At 73.3% G+C, this 16140-nt stretch carries 15 protein-coding genes; 6 read left to right on the forward strand and 9 right to left on the reverse strand.

Annotated features, from left to right (window positions below; translation table 11 throughout):
- Positions 1-68: 68 nt before the first annotated feature.
- Positions 69-1676, reverse strand: coding sequence for a chaperonin GroEL (groL, locus tag AUV08_RS03540; RefSeq protein WP_061867094.1), 1608 nt, complete (start codon positions 1674-1676; stop codon positions 69-71).
- Positions 1677-1784: 108 nt separating this feature from the next.
- Positions 1785-2081 carry a co-chaperone GroES gene (gene groES / locus AUV08_RS03545; RefSeq protein WP_044659448.1) on the reverse strand — a complete coding sequence of 99 codons (297 nt, stop codon included), beginning with the start codon at positions 2079-2081 and terminating at the stop codon, positions 1785-1787.
- A 633-nt stretch (positions 2082-2714) separates the two neighbouring features.
- Here groES and AUV08_RS03550 point away from each other — a divergent pair.
- Positions 2715-3692, forward strand: coding sequence for a hypothetical protein (locus tag AUV08_RS03550; protein WP_036315903.1), 978 nt, complete (start codon positions 2715-2717; stop codon positions 3690-3692).
- 205 nt (positions 3693-3897) lie between these two features.
- Here the strand turns inward: AUV08_RS03550 and AUV08_RS03555 are convergent, their stop codons facing one another.
- The 5 genes from AUV08_RS03555 to AUV08_RS03575 form a co-directional block, all read right to left on the reverse strand.
- Entirely contained in the window at positions 3898-4653 is a 756-nt protein-coding gene (locus tag AUV08_RS03555) for an ABC transporter ATP-binding protein (protein WP_044659446.1), read from the reverse strand.
- Positions 4650-5738, reverse strand: a complete 1089-nt coding sequence (locus AUV08_RS03560) for an iron chelate uptake ABC transporter family permease subunit (protein WP_061867095.1) — start codon at positions 5736-5738, stop codon at positions 4650-4652. Before AUV08_RS03560 ends, AUV08_RS03555 begins: the two co-directional genes overlap by 4 nt.
- Entirely contained in the window at positions 5731-6789 is a 1059-nt protein-coding gene (locus AUV08_RS03565) for an ABC transporter permease (protein ID WP_084776545.1), read from the reverse strand. The genes AUV08_RS03560 and AUV08_RS03565 overlap by 8 nt, the downstream gene beginning before the upstream one ends.
- Positions 6786-7850 carry a siderophore ABC transporter substrate-binding protein gene (locus AUV08_RS03570; protein ID WP_061867096.1) on the reverse strand — a complete coding sequence of 355 codons (1065 nt, stop codon included), beginning with the start codon at positions 7848-7850 and terminating at the stop codon, positions 6786-6788. The genes AUV08_RS03565 and AUV08_RS03570 overlap by 4 nt, the downstream gene beginning before the upstream one ends.
- 170 nt (positions 7851-8020) lie before the next feature.
- Positions 8021-9352, reverse strand: a complete 1332-nt coding sequence (locus AUV08_RS03575; RefSeq protein ID WP_061867097.1) for an SAM-dependent methyltransferase — start codon at positions 9350-9352, stop codon at positions 8021-8023.
- A gap of 69 nt (positions 9353-9421) precedes the next feature.
- Between AUV08_RS03575 and AUV08_RS03580 the strand changes: the two genes are divergently transcribed.
- The 5 genes from AUV08_RS03580 to AUV08_RS03600 all read left to right on the forward strand — a co-directional run bounded on the left by AUV08_RS03580 (position 9422) and on the right by AUV08_RS03600 (position 14435).
- Positions 9422-10621: a glutamate--cysteine ligase gene (locus AUV08_RS03580; protein ID WP_061867098.1), complete on the forward strand. Its 1200-nt coding sequence runs from the start codon at positions 9422-9424 to the stop codon at positions 10619-10621.
- Positions 10622-10703: 82 nt separating this feature from the next.
- A complete protein-coding gene (locus AUV08_RS03585; RefSeq protein WP_061867099.1) occupies positions 10704-11879 on the forward strand; it encodes a zinc-dependent alcohol dehydrogenase in 1176 nt (391 codons plus the stop codon).
- Positions 11876-12907 (forward strand): NAD-dependent epimerase/dehydratase family protein, encoded by a 1032-nt coding sequence (locus AUV08_RS03590; protein ID WP_061867100.1) that lies wholly within the window; start codon positions 11876-11878, stop codon positions 12905-12907. The genes AUV08_RS03585 and AUV08_RS03590 overlap by 4 nt, the downstream gene beginning before the upstream one ends.
- Before the next feature lie 5 nt (positions 12908-12912).
- On the forward strand, positions 12913-13407 hold the full coding sequence (locus tag AUV08_RS03595; protein ID WP_061867101.1) for a hypothetical protein: 495 nt from the start codon (positions 12913-12915) through the stop codon (positions 13405-13407).
- Positions 13404-14435, forward strand: a complete 1032-nt coding sequence (locus AUV08_RS03600; protein ID WP_061867102.1) for a cation diffusion facilitator family transporter — start codon at positions 13404-13406, stop codon at positions 14433-14435. The genes AUV08_RS03595 and AUV08_RS03600 overlap by 4 nt, the downstream gene beginning before the upstream one ends.
- Before the next feature lie 8 nt (positions 14436-14443).
- Here the strand turns inward: AUV08_RS03600 and AUV08_RS03605 are convergent, their stop codons facing one another.
- Both AUV08_RS03605 and tsaD read right to left on the reverse strand, forming a co-directional pair.
- The gene (locus tag AUV08_RS03605; protein ID WP_049146667.1) at positions 14444-14974 is read right to left on the reverse strand and encodes a hypothetical protein; all 531 of its coding nucleotides are present in this window, start codon (positions 14972-14974) and stop codon (positions 14444-14446) included.
- A 50-nt stretch (positions 14975-15024) separates the two neighbouring features.
- Entirely contained in the window at positions 15025-16116 is a 1092-nt protein-coding gene (tsaD, locus tag AUV08_RS03610; protein WP_061867103.1) for a tRNA (adenosine(37)-N6)-threonylcarbamoyltransferase complex transferase subunit TsaD, read from the reverse strand.
- Positions 16117-16140: the final 24 nt, after the last annotated feature.

Raw genomic sequence — 16140 nt, forward strand, 5'->3', positions numbered from 1 at the left:
ACGGCCCCTCACCCGGGCGGGCGAGGGGCCGTCGTCGTCGACCGGCCGCGTCAGGGCCGACGGAGGGGTCAGTGCTGGTGGTCGGCCTCGTCCTCCTCGGCGGGCTTGTCCGCCACGAGGGTCTCGGTGGTCAACACGAGGGCCGCGATGGAGGCGGCGTTGGCGAGCGCGGAGCGGGTCACCTTGACCGGGTCGATCACGCCGTCGGCGATCAGGTCGCCGTAGACGCCGGTCTTCGCGTTGAAGCCGTGGTTCGGCTCCAGCTCGGCGACCTTGGAGACCACCACGTAGCCGTCCTCGCCCGCGTTCTGGGCGATCCAGCGCAGCGGCTGCTTCAGGGCCTTGCGGACGATGTCCACGCCCACGGCGGCGTCGCCGGTCAGGGCCTGGACGTCGGCGTCGGTGTCGAGCGCGGTCAGCGCATTGATGAGCGCGGTGCCGCCGCCGGCCACGATGCCCTCCTCGAGGGCGGCGCGGGTCGAGGACACGGCGTCCTCGATGCGGTGCTTGCGCTCCTTGAGCTCCACCTCGGTGGCGGCGCCCACGCGGATCACGCCGATGCCGCCGGAGAGCTTGGCGAGGCGCTCCTGGAGCTTCTCGCGGTCCCAGTCGGAGTCGGTCGCGGCGGACTCGGCCTTGATCTGGGCGACCCGGGCCTCGACGTCCTCGGCCGCACCGCCGCCGTCGACGATGGTGGTCTCGTCCTTGGTGACGGTGATGCGGCGGGCGGAGCCGAGCACGTCCAGGTCGGCCTGCTCGAGCTTCATGCCGAGGTCCGGGGAGACGACCTGGGCGCCGGTGAGGATCGCGATGTCCTGCATCATGGCCTTGCGGCGGTCGCCGAAGCCCGGGGCCTTGACGGCCACGACGTTCAGGGTGCCGCGGATCTTGTTCACCACGAGGGTGGACAGGGCCTCGCCCTCGATGTCCTCGGCGATCACGAACAGCGGCTTGTTGGCCTGCAGGACCTTCTCGAGCAGGGGCAGCAGCTCCTGCACGTTGGAGATCTTGCCCGAGTTGATCAGGACGTAGGCGTCCTCGAGCACGGCCTCCTGACGCTCGGCGTCGGTGACCATGTACGGGGACAGGAAGCCCTTGTCGAACTGCATGCCCTCGGTGACGTCCAGCTCGGTGGAGGTCGTGGAGGACTCCTCGATGGTGATGACGCCGTCGGTGCCGACCGTGTCGAACGCGCGGGCCAGCAGCTCGCCGACCTCGTCGTTCTGGGCCGAGATGGCGGCCACGTGGGCCACCTCCTGGCCCTCGACCGGGCGGGCGTTCTCCTGCAGGCGCTGCTCGACGGCGGCCACGGCCACCTCGATGCCCTTCTTGACCTCGCCCGGCGCGGCGCCGGCGGCGACCTGGCGCATGCCCTCGTTCACGAGCGCCTGGGCCAGCACGGTGGCGGTGGTGGTGCCGTCGCCCGCGATGTCGTTGGTCTTGGTGGCGACCTCCTTGGCGAGCTGGGCGCCCATGTTCTCGTACGGGTCCTCCAGCTCCACCTCACGGGCGATCGTGACGCCGTCGTTGGTGATGGTGGGGGCGCCCCACGCCTTGTCGAGCACCACGTTGCGGCCCTTGGGGCCGAGGGTGACCTTGACGGTGTCGGCGAGCTTGTCGATGCCGGCCTGGAGGGCGCGGCGTGCGTCGTCGTTGAAAGCCAGCTGCTTGGCCATGACGGACGCTCCTTTCGTTCAGGGAGTCAGGGGGTGCGGGGACGCGAGGGGCCCGGGGCGCGCGCACCGGTGCGGTGCGCGCCGCTCACCGGGCCCGTCGCGGCGGGGTCACTTGGCGACGACGGCCAGCACGTCGCGGGCGGAGAGCACCAGGTACTCCTCGCCGCCGACCTTGACCTCGGTGCCGCCGTACTTGGAGTACAGCACCACGTCACCCTCGGCGACGTCGACGGGCACGCGGTTGCCGTTCTCGGCGACCCGGCCCGGGCCCACGGCCACGACCTGGCCCTCCTGCGGCTTCTCCTTGGCGGTGTCCGGGATCACGAGGCCCGACGCGGTGGTCTGCTCGGCCTCCAGGGGGCGGACAACGATGCGATCCTCGAGGGGCTTGATGGAGACAGACATGCTGCACACTCCTTCTTCGTCGACGTGCGGCTCCGGCGGGCTCGCCGGTCCGCTGATGCTGTGGTCTGCGGGTGCGCCACGGGCGTCAGACCCTCCGTCGTCGCGGTGCCGGACGGTCCACCTCGGGCATTGGCACCCGGTACCCCCGAGTGCCAGTCCAGACTCTACTCCGGGTTTTGGCACTCCTTCAACATGAGTGCCAGCCGTGTCCCCGCCGTCCGCCGTGGGCGGAGGCGTGGGGCGCGGTGCGGTGGGATGCCGTGGGGCGGCGGGCGGGGCGGGTTCCGAGCCCAAGAGCACGCGGAGTGGTCACGACGGCGGCCCGCAACCTGTCCCTCCCCCACTCCCCACCCTCCCCCCTCCCCCTCCGTGGGCAGAAACCGCACCCCCGCCCATCGCGTGGGCAGCATCCGCAGGTTTTCGGTCTCCGTGGGCAGAAGCGCCCTCTCTTCTGCCCACGGATGTTGCGTGGGCGGAACTCCTCGCAGTTCTGCCCACCGAGCCATGACGACGTCGTCCCGGCGGGACAACCGGCCGCCGCCGAGTCCTGCACAGCCGGCCCACCCTGCGCTGGTGTGCACAGACACGCGGCCCGCCCGGCCGTCGTCAGGCCGACCGCGTCAAGGTCGACCCATGTCCTTCGCCCCCGATCTCCCCCTCGTCCCCGTCTTCACCACCCGCGACGTGCTCGAACGCGGTCTGCCGCCCAGCCGGGTGCGGCGGTCCGACGTCCTCCGCCTCGCCCGCGGCATCCACCGTCGCCGTGACATGCCGCTGCGCACCTGGGAGTCTGCCGGGCTCCCGCCGCCGCACCACGGGGTCGGCCTCGACCTGCTGACCGCCCTCCTGCGGTCCCGTCCCGACGCCGTTCTCTCCCACGAGACGGCGGCGCACCTCCACGGCCTCCCGCTTCCCCCGGGCGGGGCCACGCGACGCGCCGCCGTCGAGATCACGTTGCACCGCGGCACCGCACGGGCGCGGATCCCCGGCGTCATGGAGCACCGCAGACCCCTGCCCGCCGGCCACGTCACCTCCGTGCTCGGGCTACGGGTGACGACGCCGGAACGGACCTGGCTCGATCTGTGCTCGATCGGCCACCCCTGGGACGAGGCATCCCTCGTGTCGGCGGGTGACCACCTGGTCCGTCACCCCTGGTCCCCGCGCGGCCGGCGGCCTCCCATCACCACGGTCACCGCGCTGCACGAGGCGATGCGGCCGCTCGGGCGGTTCGTCGGAAGACCGCGGGCGACGGCGGCGCTCGAGCGCGTACGGGTGGGTGCCGACTCGCCGCAGGAGACCCGGCTGAGGCTGGCGCTCGTCGAGGCGGGGCTGGGCGAGCCGACGCTGCAGCACGTGTTCGACCCCGGGCGGCGGGACGCCCCCGAGGCCGATCTGTGGTTCGAGGACTGCCGGCTCGTCCTCCAGTACGACGGCGAGGTGCACCGGAGTGCCGAGCAACACGCCCGGGACGCCCGGCGAGACCAGTACTACGCGGAGCGTGGGCAGATGACCCTGCACGTCACGAGCCGGGACGTCGGCGAGGGATACGCGCGGGTGATCGAGGCCGTCCTCAGACGACGGGCACAGGTCTCGAACGGCTGGGATGCCTGACGTCGTCGTCGCGTATGGCCCTGCCGTCCATGCGCAGGGGTTCCGTGGGCAGAAGCGAGGGTGCTTCTGCCCACGGAACCTGGAAACACGCGGGTTCTGCCCCCGGAAGGCGAGACCCGGCGGGTTCTGCCCACGGAACGCTCGCGTCGGCCGGGCACCCGACCCCCGCCCGGACCGACCCGGGCCGGCCTCACCGTCGCCCCGCTCAGTAGTACACGGCCAGCGGCCCGTGCGGTCCGTCCACCACGCTGCAGGGGGTCTTGAAGATTCGCTCCAGCACCTCAGGGCGCAGGATCTCGGCCGGGGTGCCGGTCTCCACCACCTGGCCGTCGCCCATGGCCACGATCCGGTCGGCGTAGTGGGCGGCGAAGTTGATGTCGTGCAGCACGATCACCACGGTCCGGCCCAGCTCGTCGGCGGCCCGGCGCAACTGCTGCATCATCTGCACCGAGTGCTGCATGTCCAGGTTGTTCAGCGGCTCGTCCAGCAGCACGTACTCGGTGTTCTGCGCCAGCACCATCGCCACGTACGCGCGCTGCCGCTGGCCGCCCGAGAGCTGGTCGAGGTACCGGTTCTCGAACGGGCCGAGGTTGAGGAAGTCGATCGCGTCGGACACGTGCCGCTCGTCCTCCAGGGTCAGCCGGCCGCGCGTGTACGGGTAGCGCCCGAACCCCACGAGCTGTCGCACGGTCAGCCGCGTCACGAAGTGGTTCTCCTGCCGCAGGATGGACAGGGTCTGCGCGATCTTCCGGGACGGCGTCGTGGTGATGTCGTGCCTGCCCACGGCGATCGTCCCGGCGTCGGCGTCCTGCAGCCGGCCGATCATCGTCAGCAGCGTGGACTTGCCCGCCCCGTTGGGCCCCACGAGCGCGGTCACTCCCCCGGCCTGGATGTCCAGGTCCACGGGCCCGATGCACACCTCGTCGCTGTGGCGCTTCACCACGCCGCGCAGCTCGATCACAGACGTCCCTTTCTCATCACGACGACCAGGAAGGTGATGCCGCCGATCAGCTCGATGACCACCGTGACCGCACCCCCCGCGTAGAACACGTGCCGCAGCACGAAGTAGGCGCTCGTGAGCACCGCGTACCCGGCCAGCGCCGCCACCGGGAGGATGAACCGGTGGTCGTGGGTGTCGACGAGGCTGTACGCCAGCGTCGCCACGAGGAAGCCGAGGAACGTCATCGGGCCCACGAGCGCGGTGGTCATGGCCATCAGCACGGAGACCAGCAGCAGCGTCACCATGAGCTCGCGCCGGTGGTGCAGGCCCAGGTTGGTCGCGGCGTCGGCGCCGAGCGCCACCGTGTTCAGGCGGCGGGAGCGCAGCCACAGCAGCGCGCACACGACGACGGCGATGGGCGCGGCGATCGCCACGTACTCGGTCCGGGCGTTGGAGATGTTGCCGAAGAGCCGCGCGCTCAGCAGGTCGAACGAGTTCGGGTCCAGCAGTCGCTGCATGAACGTGCTCAGCGCGGCCAGCCCGCCGCCCAGCACCACGCCCACGAGCAGCATCAGATGGACGCTGCCGTAGGGCCGGGAGAGCAGCCACGAGTACAGGGCCGTCGCCAGCGCCACCATGAGCGCGGCCTGGGCGAGGAACGGCCCCACCCCGGTCAGCACCGCGACGCCGGCGGCTCCCAGCACGTACACGGCGGCGGTCGACACGGCGGTGTAGAGCGCCTCGAACCCCATGATCGAGGGCGTGATGATGCGGTTGCCCGTCACCGTGTGGAAGCTGACGGTCGCGAAGGAGTGGCACAGCGCCACGATGCCGATCACGCCCAGGGACTCCACGCGCATCCGCGCGATCATCCAGAACGCGCGCGAACCGGGTTCGGCCTCGTTGCCCCACAGCAGGATCCCGGCGGTGGAGAGCACGGCGACGGCGGCCAGCACGGCGACGACGACCGCATACCTCCGGCGGTCGGCGGCGGTGACGAACGCGCCGGACCGGCGCGGGGCGTCGGCCTCGACGGGCCCGGCCGCGGTGGCGCCACCGGGCGGGGCGGGGAGGCGACCCGGGGCGGTCGCGAGCGGCTCAGCCATGCTTGGCCTGCCTCAGCAGCAGGGCGAGGAACACGATCGCGCCCACGAGGCCCAGGATCAGCGAGATGGGCACCTCGAACGGGGCGATCACGGTGCGCCCGATCAGGTCGCAGACGATCACGATCCACACGCCGACCATGACCACCCAGGGCAGGTTCGTCCGCAGGTTGTCGCCGCGCACCATGGACACGAGGTTGGGGACCACGAGCCCCAGGAACGGGAGGGCCCCGATCACCACGGTGACCACGCCGGTGGCCACGGCCACCATGGCCACGCCGGTGAGGATCACGGCGTCGTAGTTGAGGCCGACGTTCGTGGCGACGTCCTTGCCGAGGCCGGCCACGGTGAAGCGGTCCGCGATGACGAAGACCGCCACGCACACGATCAGCACGAGGAAGAGCAGCTCATACCGGCCGCGGACCACGGAGGTGAACGAGCCCGCGAACCACGCGCCCACCTGCTGCAGCATGTCCGTCTGGAGGGCGAGGAACGTCGAGGCGGCGCCCACGACGGCGCCGAGCATGATGCCCACGATCGGCACGATGAGGGAGGACTGCAGGCGCACACGCCGCAGGAAGAGGAAGAACACGAGGGTGCCGACGAAGGCGAAGAGGATGGCCCCGGCCATCCGGGTCACCAGGCCCGCCCCCGGCACGAGCACCATGGTCACCAATAAGCCGAGACCGGCCCACTCGGTGGTGCCCGTGGTGCTGGGCTCCACGAAGCGGTTCTGCGTCATGAGCTGCATGATCAGCCCGCACATCGCCATCGAGGCGCCGGCCAGCACGAGGGCGACCGTGCGCGGCACGCGCGTGATGGCGAACATCTCGCGTCCGCCCTCCGCGCCGACGTCGTACACGCCCACGAACAGCGAGACCACGATGAGGGCCGCGGTCACCACGACGCCGACCAGCAGCGGCCAGGTGCGCTGCCAGCGGGTGCGCTCGGGCCGCAGGACGGCGGGCGGGACCCAGCACACGCGGTCGCCCCGCCCCGGCTCCTCGAGCCGGGGCGGGGCGTCGGCGACGTGGTGACGCACGTCGAGAGTCACTGCGCGCCTTCGAAGGCCTTCGCGAGGTCCTCCATGACGGTGGTGTGGTTCTGGATGTCCTCGGCGACGTAGAAGTCGGCGGGCAGGTAGACGATGTTGCCCTCCTTCACCGCGGTCACGTCCTGGAGGGCCTCGGAGCGCTCGATCAGCTCGGCGGCGGTGGCGTTCTCCTCGCCGATGGCGGCGTCGCGGTCCATGACGATCAGCCAGTCCGGGTTCGACTTCGCGATGGCCTCGACGGAGATGTCGTCGCCCTGGTGGTTGTCGGTGCCCGACTGCTCGAGGGCCGGGGTCAGCTCCAGCATGTCGAAGAACGGGCCGATGGCGCGACCGGTGCTGGGCGCGACGTACGACAGCTCACCGCCCGAGGCGATGAGGCCCATGACGGTCTGCTCGGGGTCGTAGGCGTCCTTGGCGCGCTGGGTGGCGGCGTCGAAGTCGGCGATGAGCTTCTCGGCATCGGCCTCGTGGCCGGTGGCCTCGCCCAGCAGGGTGGTCAGCTCCTTCAGGCCCTCGTCCATGGGGGTCTGCGTGACGTCGAAGTCCGTGTCCACGACGGCGGCGTCGCCGGTCAGCTCGTCGATCTCGGCCTTGCGCTCGTTGAACCGCTGGCCGTTGAACACGACGTCCGGCTCGGCGGTGACGAACAGCTCCATGTCCGGCTCCCGGTGGTTGCCGATGTCGGCGACCGAGTCGTCCTGGAGGTAGGAGGGCCCGCCCTCGCCCTTGTACATGATCTGCTTCGGCGCGGCCGACAGCTCGACGCCCCAGTCGTCCAGCGTGCGGAAGGTGCGGTTGTCCGTGGCGATGACGGAGTCGACCTCCTCCGGCAGGGTGACCTCGGCGCCGGACATGTCGGTGACGGTGACCCCGGCCGCGACGCCGCCCGAGGCGGCCGAGGAGCCGTCGGCGGCGCTCGCGGAGGACGAGGACTCGCCGGAGGCGCTCGCGGAGGACGAGCCCGTGGCCGCGCCGCCGGCGGAGCAGCCGACGAGGGCGAGGGCCGCCACCGAGGTCAGGGCGAGACGGGCGAGGCGGGGGGCACGGGCGGAACGCGGCATGGTTCTCCTTCTGGGCGGCGGGGCTGCCCCGGGATGAGCAGTCGGGGTGGTGGGCGCGCTCCCGTGGAGGTGAGCCTTGCCTCAGTCGAATACCGTACACGAGGGTGCCGTAATCCCCCAACGGGGGTTCGACGGCTCCCGCCGCCCGGAGCCCGCGGCCTGGAGCCCTGTCAGTCCAACGGCGTCACCTCGAGGGCGAACCGCGACCGACCCACGCGCGCCAGCACGAGGGTGGCGTGCCGTCCGGCCCCGCCACGCCGGCCCGGCTTCGCCCCGCCGAGGACGGCGCGCCGCACCTCCTCGGGCGTCTCGCGGATGCCCCGCTTCTTCACGTCCAGCCGACCCACCCCGGTCTCCTTCGCCCAGCGCCGCAGGGAGGCCAGGTGGAAGCCGTGCACCGCCTCGATCCGATGGGCGCGGGCCAGGCCGTCCCGCACGGGTTCGGGCGCGACGAGGTAGGCCAGGTGGGGGTCCAGCTGCCGCGTCGGCACGGGCCAGGACGCGGCCAGGTCCGTCACGAGTCCGGCCCGGATGACGGCGCCGTCCGGCTCGTGCAGGACCGCGCCGACGAGCCCCGCCATGCCCTCCTCCCCCACGGCCTCGAGCTCGGGCGAGTCGCCGAAGTCCGCGCCGGAGACGAGCTGCGCCGTCGTCGTCTCCCCGCCCCGGACGGTCATGACGCGCGCCGCCCGCCGCACCCCGGGGCGGGCCGCCGCGTTGAACCACAGGGCGGCCTCCACGACGTCGCCGTCGACGCTCACCCACTCGGCCTCGGCGCCCGCCGGCACGGCCTCGTGCGGAAGCCCCGGGCCGAGCTTGACCCCGACCGGCACGCCCGTCGCGGCGATGTCCGTCACGACGCTCAGGGGCGGGGAGAACGCCTCGGGGTCGAACACGCGCGCGGACCCGCCCCCGCCGACCTGACGGCGGGCGGGGTCCAGCCACACCGCGTCCGCCTCGGCGGGCACGTGGGCGCGGGCCCAGGCCACGGCGTCGCCGTGCACCACACGCGCACCGCGGTGGCCGGCGAGGTTCACCTCGGCGGCCGCGGCGACGACGGCGTCCCGCTCCACCGCCACGACGTCCAGGCCCCGGTCGGCGAAGGCGCGCGCGTCCAGGCCGAGACCGCAGCCGAGGTCGGCGACGCACCGGGCCCCCGCGGCCGCCAGCCGGTCCGCGTGCAGGCCCGCGACCAGCGGGCGGGTGGCCTGCTCCAGGCCGTCGCGGGTGAACAGCATCCGGCGCGCCTGCCGCCCGAGGCGGGCCTCCGCCCGGGACCGCAGCGCGGCCTGGGTCAGCGCGGCGGCCACGCGCTCCGGCGGATGCCCGGCCGCACGCAGGCGTGAGGAGACCGCGAGCGCGTCGGCCTCGCGGTACCCGGCGAGGGAGTCGAGGAGCGCGCGGCCCTCCGGCTCGAGGACGGGGGCCAGGGCGGTGGCGTCCGCCTCCGAGGCGGCGGCCGTGGGGCGCGGCGAGCGGGAGGCGGGGCGGGGACGGGCCATGCGCCCCACCCTAGGTCCGAAGCGTGGACACCGGGCGCAGACCCGGCAGGGGCTTCTAGGATGGGCGGCATGACTCTGCCCTTCGCCGACTCCGCGCAGTCCACTCTCGGAATCGAGTGGGAGCTCGCGCTCGTGGACGCCGTGTCCGGCGAGCTGCGCTCCGAGGCCCCAGACCTGCTGCGCGCCCTGCATGTGACCGAGGGCCTCGCCGAGGACGACGTGAACCCGCACATGACCAGCGAGCTCCTGCAGAACACGGTGGAACTCGTCACGGGTGTGCACGAGCGCGTCGACGCCGCGACGGCGGACCTCGGCCGGATCGCCGCGCGCGTGGCCGACGCCGCGGCGGCGCGGGGCATCTCCCTGTTCTGCCAGGGCACGCACCCGTTCGCGGACGCGATCGCGCAGCCCTCGACGCCCAGCGAGCGCTACGACCGCATGCTGGATCTCACCCAGTACTGGGGTCGGCAGATGCTGATCTTCGGCGTGCACGTGCACGTGGGCCTGGACGACGTCTCCAAGGCCATGCCGGTGGTGAACGGCCTGGTCAACCGCGTGCCGCACCTGCTCGCACTCTCGGCCTCCTCCCCCTTCTGGGCGGGCACGGACACGGGCTACCAGTCCCAGCGCACCCTCCTGTTCCAGCAGCTGCCCACGGCCGGCCTGCCGTTCCAGTTCCAGGAGTGGGAGGACTTCGAGCGCTGCGTGGCCCAGATGGAGCAGGTGGGCATGATCGCGGACGTCACCGAGTGCCGCTGGGACGTGCGGGCCGTGCCCCGCCTGGGCACGGTGGAGATGCGCGCGTGCGACGGCCTGGCCACGCTCGAGGAGATCGCCGCCGTGACCGCCTACACGCAGTGCCTCGTGGACGACCTGTCCGCGAGCCTGGAGCGCGGCGAGACGGTCGAGGTCCTGCCGCCGTGGCACGTGCAGGAGAACAAGTGGCGCGCCGCCCGGTACGGCATGGACGCCACCGTGATCGTGGACGCCCGCGGCACCCAGGTCCCGCTGGCGGAGCACCTGCCGGCGGAGATCGAGCGACTGACCCCGGTCGCCGAGCGGCTGGGCTGCGCGGCGGAGCTCGCCGGCGTCCAGGCGATGATCGACGACGGCGGCGCCGCGGCCCGGCAGCGCCGCGTGGAGGCGCAGGCCCTGGCCGGCCCGCCGGCCGCGGGCGAGGACACGGATGACGCGGTGGCCCCGCTGCGCGCGGTCGTGCTGGACGCCGCCGCCCGCACCCGCGCCTCGTTGGCCGGCCGCACCGGCTGAGCGGCCGCTCCCCCGACGAGGTGGCGGCCCCGCCGCGCCTCCACGCTTCCGCCGGCCCGCCCGACGCGGCTACGGTCGCACCATGCGAGCACTCACATGGCAGGGAAAGCGCAACGTCGCCGTCGAGGAGGTCCCGGATCCTCGGATCCAGGAGCCGACGGACGCGATCATCGAGGTCACCTCGACCGGCATCTGCGGGTCGGACCTGCATCTGTACGAGGTCCTGGGGCCGTTCATGGACGCGGGGGACGTGATCGGCCACGAGCCGATGGGCATCGTCCGCGAGGTCGGGTCCGAGGTCACCCACATCCGGCCCGGTGATCGGGTGGTCGTGCCCTTCACCATCTCCTGCGGTCGGTGCTGGATGTGTCAGCGCGGGCTGCAGTCCCAGTGCGAGACCACCCAGGTGCGGGAGCAGGGCTCCGGCGCCGCGCTCTTCGGCTACTCCCGGCTCTACGGCTCCGTCCCCGGCGGGCAGGCCGAGCTGCTGCGTGTGCCCCACGCGGACTACGGCCCCGTGAAGGTGCCGCACACCGGCCCGGATGAGCAGTGGCTGTTCCTCTCGGACGTCGTCCCCACCGCCTGGCAGGGGGTCCAGTACGCGAACGTCCCCGACGGCGGCACGCTCGCGGTGCTCGGCCTCGGCCCCATCGGCCAGCTGGCGGCGCGCATCGGCGTGCACCTGGGGTACCGGGTGATCGGCGTCGACCCGGTCCCCGAGCGCCGCGCGATGGCGGCCCGGCACGGCATCGAGGTCCTGGACGCCGACGGCGGCGAGGCCGAGGTGCTCCGCGAGCGCACCGGCGGCCGCGGCCCCGACGGGGTCGTGGACGCGGTCGGCATGGAGGCGCACGCCTCCCCGGCGGGGCATGCGGCCCACACCGCCGTGGGCCTGCTGCCCGACGCGCTCGGCCGGGCGGCCATGAAGACCGCCGGCGTCGACCGCCTGAGCGCCCTCCACACCGCGATCGACGCGGTCCGGCGCGGCGGCACGGTGTCGCTCTCCGGGGTCTACGGCGGCATGAAGGACCCGATGCCGATGCTCACCCTGTTCGACAAGCAGGTCACCCTGACGATGGGCCAGTGCAACGTCCGTCGCTGGGTGGACGACCTGCTGCCCCTGCTCGACGACCCGTCCGATCCCCTCGGCGTGCTCGACCTGGCCACGCACACCGCCCCGCTCGAGGACGCGCCCGCCCTCTATGAGACGTTCCAGAAGAAGGAGGACGGCTGCATCAAGGTGGTCCTGAAGCCGTGAGGATCGTCGTCCTGGGCGCGACGGGCAACGTCGGCACCGCTGTCCTGCACCGCCTCCAGGCCGCGGCCGAGGTGAGCTCGATCGTGGGCGTGAGCCGGCGCGGCCCGGACCGGGCCGGAGCGCCCTACGACGGCGTCGAGTGGCACCGCCTGGACGTGGCGGAGCCCACGGCGGCGGGGCGGCTGCGCGAGATCGTGGCCGGCGCCGACGCCGTTGTCGACCTGGTGTGGGTGATCCGCCCCAACCGCGACCGCGACCACCTGCGCGCCGTCAACGTGGCCGGCAACGAGCGGGTGTTCCGGGCCGTGGCCGAGGCGGGCGTGCCCCACCTGGTCTACGCGTCCTCGGTGGGCGCGTACGGGCCCGGGCCGAAGGGCCGCGCCGTGCCCGAGTCCCATCCCACCACCGGGGTCCCCACCTCGCACTACGCCGCGCAGAAGGCCGAGGTCGAGTCGATCCTCGACCGCGTGCAGGCCGAGCACCCTGAGCTGCTCGTGACCCGGCTGCGCCCCGGGCTGATCTTCCAGTCCGCCGCCGGGCCCGAGATCAAGGACTACTTCCTGGGCGACCTCGTCCCCGCCCGGCTGGTCGCCCGCCTGCGCACTCCGGTGCTTCCGTTCCCGCGGGGCCTGCGATTCCAGGCGCTCACGGCCCAGGACGTGGCGGACGCGTACTGGCGCGTGATCGTCCACCGGGCAGGCGGCGCCTTCAATGTGGCCGCCGACCCCGTGCTGGACGCGCACACCATGGGCACCGTCCTCGGGGCGCGCCGCATCCTGGAGCTGCCCGTGGGCCTGTTCCGCGCGGCCGCGGCGCTGAGCTACCGGGCACGGCTGCAGCCCACCGACCCGGGGTGGGTGGACATGGCCGCAGCGGTGCCCATCATGGACACCACGGCCCTGCGCGCCGCGACCGGTTGGTCCGAGACCACCGACGCCCGGGAGGCGGTCCGCCTCGTGCTCGACCATCTCGACGGCGCCGAAGGCCTCGGCAACGCCGGGCACCGCTCGCACTCGCCCACGGAATGAGGACGATGACCATCACCCGCCGGGCCGCCCTGGCGGGCCTGCTCGGGGGCGCCGCCCTCGGGTTCACCGCCTGCACCTCCTCCGGCTACCCCGCCGACCCGGACGGCACCCTGGACCGCGTCACGGGCGGGGTGCTGCGCGCCGGCGTCGTGCACCACCCGCCCCACGTGGACGCCTCGGGCGCCGAGCCCGTCGGCCCCGAGCCCGACCTGATCCGCGGCTTCGCGGCGGCGCACGACGCACGCGTCGAGTGGACCGTGGCCGGGGAGGAGGCGCTCATGACCGCGCTGGAGAAGGGTGACATGGACCTGGTGGCCGGTGGCCTGACCTCGGCGTCCCCGTGGACGTCGCACGCGAGCATCACCCGCGACTACGCCGAGGCGGAGGGCCCGGACGGCGAGCCGGTGAAGCTCGTGATGGCCGTGCCCCTGGGTGAGAATCAGATGCTCACGGCACTCGAGGCGTACTTCGACCAGCGCGCAGCGGAGGAGGCCCGATGACGCGGCAGGACACCCGGGAGACGGGGCCGAGCGGGCGCCGGTTCGGCGCCACGGAGCTGCCCCCGGAGATCGAGCGCGTGGTCCAGCAGGCCAAGCGGCTCGAATGGGTGACGCTGGGGGTGATCGTGGTCACGATCGTCCTCGTGGCGATCGTGATGGGCTCCTCGCAGGCCATGCGGGCCGCGTGGATCGAGGACCTGCTGTCCCTGATCCCGCCGATCGCGTTCCTCGTCGCCCTGCGCGTGGCCCGCATGGCCCCGACGCGGGCCCGGCCCTACGGCTCTCACCGGTCCGTCGGGGTGGGACACCTCGTGGCCGCCGTCGCCCTGTCCGTGATGGGCGTGGTCCTCGTCGGCGACTCCATCCTGGGCCTGGTGACGGCGGAGCACCCACCCATCGGCACGTTCGACCTGTTCGGGCACACCGTGTGGCAGGGCTGGTTCATGATGGCCGTGATGGCCCTGTCCGTGCCCGGGCCCATGATCCTCGGCCACAAGAAGCTCACGCTGGCCGAGCAGCTCCACGACCGCGTGCTGTACGCGGACGCGGACATGAACAAGGCGGACTGGCAGACGGGCGTGGCCACCATCGTCGGCGTGGCCGGCATCGGCCTGGGCTGGTGGTGGGCGGACTCCGCTGCGGCGATCTTCGTGGGAGTGAGCATCGTGCTGGACGGCTGGAAGAACCTCAAGGAGGCCGTCACGAACCTGGCGGACCGCCGCGCCGCCACGATCGACGGCGCCCGGCCGCACCCGCTCATCGACCGTGCCGAGCGGGTCGCCTGGGCGGAGCCGTGGGTGCGCCATGCGGGCGCCCGCGTCCGAGACGAGGGCCACGTGTTCCACGTCGAGATGTTCGTGGTGCCGCACGAGGGGGCGGACGTGACGGTGGCCCGCTGCTGCGCGCTGCGGGACGCGATCGCCGCCCTGGACTGGAAGCTGCAGGACGTCGTCGTCGCCCCGGTGGACGAGCTGCCCGCCGAGGTGCACGGCGGTCGGTCCGGGGAGCATCAGACGGGCGAGGAGTAGCCCGGGCCTCAGCCGGCCAGGAACCGGCCCTCGAGGGTGGCGGAGGTGATGCGCTGGACCTCGCGCTGCTGGTCGGCGGCCCTCTGACGCAGTGCCTGCATCTCGGCGGCGTCGACCGCCGGCAGGTGCGGCGCGAGCTGTTCGAGGACGTGCCACATCGCGGACTTGGCCTGGAGCATGCCCTGCAGCAGGTCCAGTTCGATCTGCGTCCAGCCGGAGCCGCGCGTGCGCAGCGCGTTCACGGGGTTGAGGCGTCCGCCGACCTCGGCCGCCGCGCCGGCGGCCCGGTCCACCAGCGGGGTGCGGAGACCCAGTTCGCCGATGAGCGCCTCCAGGCGGTCCTGGTCGTCCTGGACGGCGTCGCCGAGGCGGCGCAGCGCGGCCTCCTGCGGGGTGCCGGCCCAGGTCTGCTCGGCGGCGCGGAACGCCTTCACGCCCGAGCGGGAGCCGAGCAGGTGCTGATTGAGGAAGTCCTCCAGCATCTGCTCGTCCACGGCGGCGGAGGTGGACTCGGGGCGGGGGTGCTCATGGCCGGTCATGGGCCCTATCTACGGAACGTGTGGGCGTGGCGGCAAGGGGCCGGGCGCGCTCAGACGCTGACGACCTCGACCGGCTGTCCCGGGTCCGCGCCGAACCACGCGTCGGAGGGGGCGACGCCGTCGCGCACCAGGCGTGCGCCGAGCGCGGCGACCATCGCCCCGTTGTCGGTGCACAGGTCCACGGGCGGGACGGTCAGCTCGATGCCCGCGGAGCGGCACCGGTCGGCGAGCAGGGCGCGCAGGCGCGAGTTCGCCGCGACGCCGCCGCCGAGCATCAGGTGGGTGAGCCCGTGCTCGCGGCAGGCGCGGACGGCCTTGGCGGTGATCACGTCCGCGACGGCCTCCTGGAAGGAGGCGGCGATGTCCGCGCGCGGCACCTCGAGCCCGCGGGCCTCGAACTGCTCCACGGCGCGGGAGACGGCGGTCTTCAGCCCGGAGAAGGACCAGTCGTGCCGGTGCGGGCCGGGCTCCTCGACGCTGCCGACGAACTTGCCCGCGGTGAGCCCGCGCGGGAAGCGGAAGGCCCTCGGATCGCCCTCGGCGGCGAGCCGGTCGATCACGGGGCCCCCGGGGTAGCCCGCCCCGATGAGCCGGGCGACCTTGTCGTACGCCTCGCCGGCCGCGTCGTCGATGGTCGAGCCCAGCAGCTCGACCTCGGAGCTGATCCGGCCCACGCGCAGGATCTCGGTGTGCCCGCCGGAGACGAGCAGCGCGCCCAGGTCCGCGGGCAGGTCGTCCCACTGCGCGGGCCGCACGCCGTCCAGCATGCCCACGCCCACATGCGCCACGAGGTGGTTGATGCCGTAGAGGGGCGTGCCGAGGGCCGTGGCGAGCGCCTTCGCCCCCGCGACCCCCACCATGAGCGCGCCCGCCAGACCCGGACCGGAGGTGACGGCGATCGCGTCGAGGTCCGCGAGGGTGACGTCGGCGGCGTCCAGAGCGCGGCGGATCGTGGGCACGAGGGCCTCGAGGTGCGCACGGGCGGCGATCTCCGGGATCACGCCGCCGAAGCGCACGTGCTCCTCGACGGAGGAGGCGACCTCGTGGGCCAGCAGGGCGGTGCCGCGGACGACGCCGACGCCGGTCTCGTCGCAGGAGGACTCGATGCCGAGCACGAGGGGGGCTGCGGTGGCGGTGGGCATGGGCTCCAGTCTAGTGAGCGGCCC

The organism is Micrococcus sp. CH7, from assembly GCF_001595485.1.
GTDB lineage: Bacteria > Actinomycetota > Actinomycetes > Actinomycetales > Micrococcaceae > Micrococcus > Micrococcus luteus.

Bases quoted from the DNA above. Each gene is read 5' to 3' on its own strand.
- groL (WP_061867094.1), bottom strand. From the start codon at position 1,676: ATGGCCAAGCAGCTGGCTTTCAACGACGACGCACGCCGCGCCCTCCAG.
- groES (WP_044659448.1), bottom strand. From the start codon at position 2,081: ATGTCTGTCTCCATCAAGCCCCTCGAGGATCGCATCGTTGTCCGCCCC.
- AUV08_RS03550 (WP_036315903.1), top strand. From the start codon at position 2,715: ATGTCCTTCGCCCCCGATCTCCCCCTCGTCCCCGTCTTCACCACCCGC.
- AUV08_RS03560 (WP_061867095.1), bottom strand. From the start codon at position 5,738: ATGGCTGAGCCGCTCGCGACCGCCCCGGGTCGCCTCCCCGCCCCGCCC.
- AUV08_RS03570 (WP_061867096.1), bottom strand. From the start codon at position 7,850: ATGCCGCGTTCCGCCCGTGCCCCCCGCCTCGCCCGTCTCGCCCTGACC.
- AUV08_RS03575 (WP_061867097.1), bottom strand. From the start codon at position 9,352: ATGGCCCGTCCCCGCCCCGCCTCCCGCTCGCCGCGCCCCACGGCCGCC.
- AUV08_RS03580 (WP_061867098.1), top strand. From the start codon at position 9,422: ATGACTCTGCCCTTCGCCGACTCCGCGCAGTCCACTCTCGGAATCGAG.
- AUV08_RS03585 (WP_061867099.1), top strand. From the start codon at position 10,704: ATGCGAGCACTCACATGGCAGGGAAAGCGCAACGTCGCCGTCGAGGAG.
- AUV08_RS03595 (WP_061867101.1), top strand. From the start codon at position 12,913: ATGACCATCACCCGCCGGGCCGCCCTGGCGGGCCTGCTCGGGGGCGCC.
- AUV08_RS03600 (WP_061867102.1), top strand. From the start codon at position 13,404: ATGACGCGGCAGGACACCCGGGAGACGGGGCCGAGCGGGCGCCGGTTC.
- AUV08_RS03605 (WP_049146667.1), bottom strand. From the start codon at position 14,974: ATGACCGGCCATGAGCACCCCCGCCCCGAGTCCACCTCCGCCGCCGTG.
- tsaD (WP_061867103.1), bottom strand. From the start codon at position 16,116: ATGCCCACCGCCACCGCAGCCCCCCTCGTGCTCGGCATCGAGTCCTCC.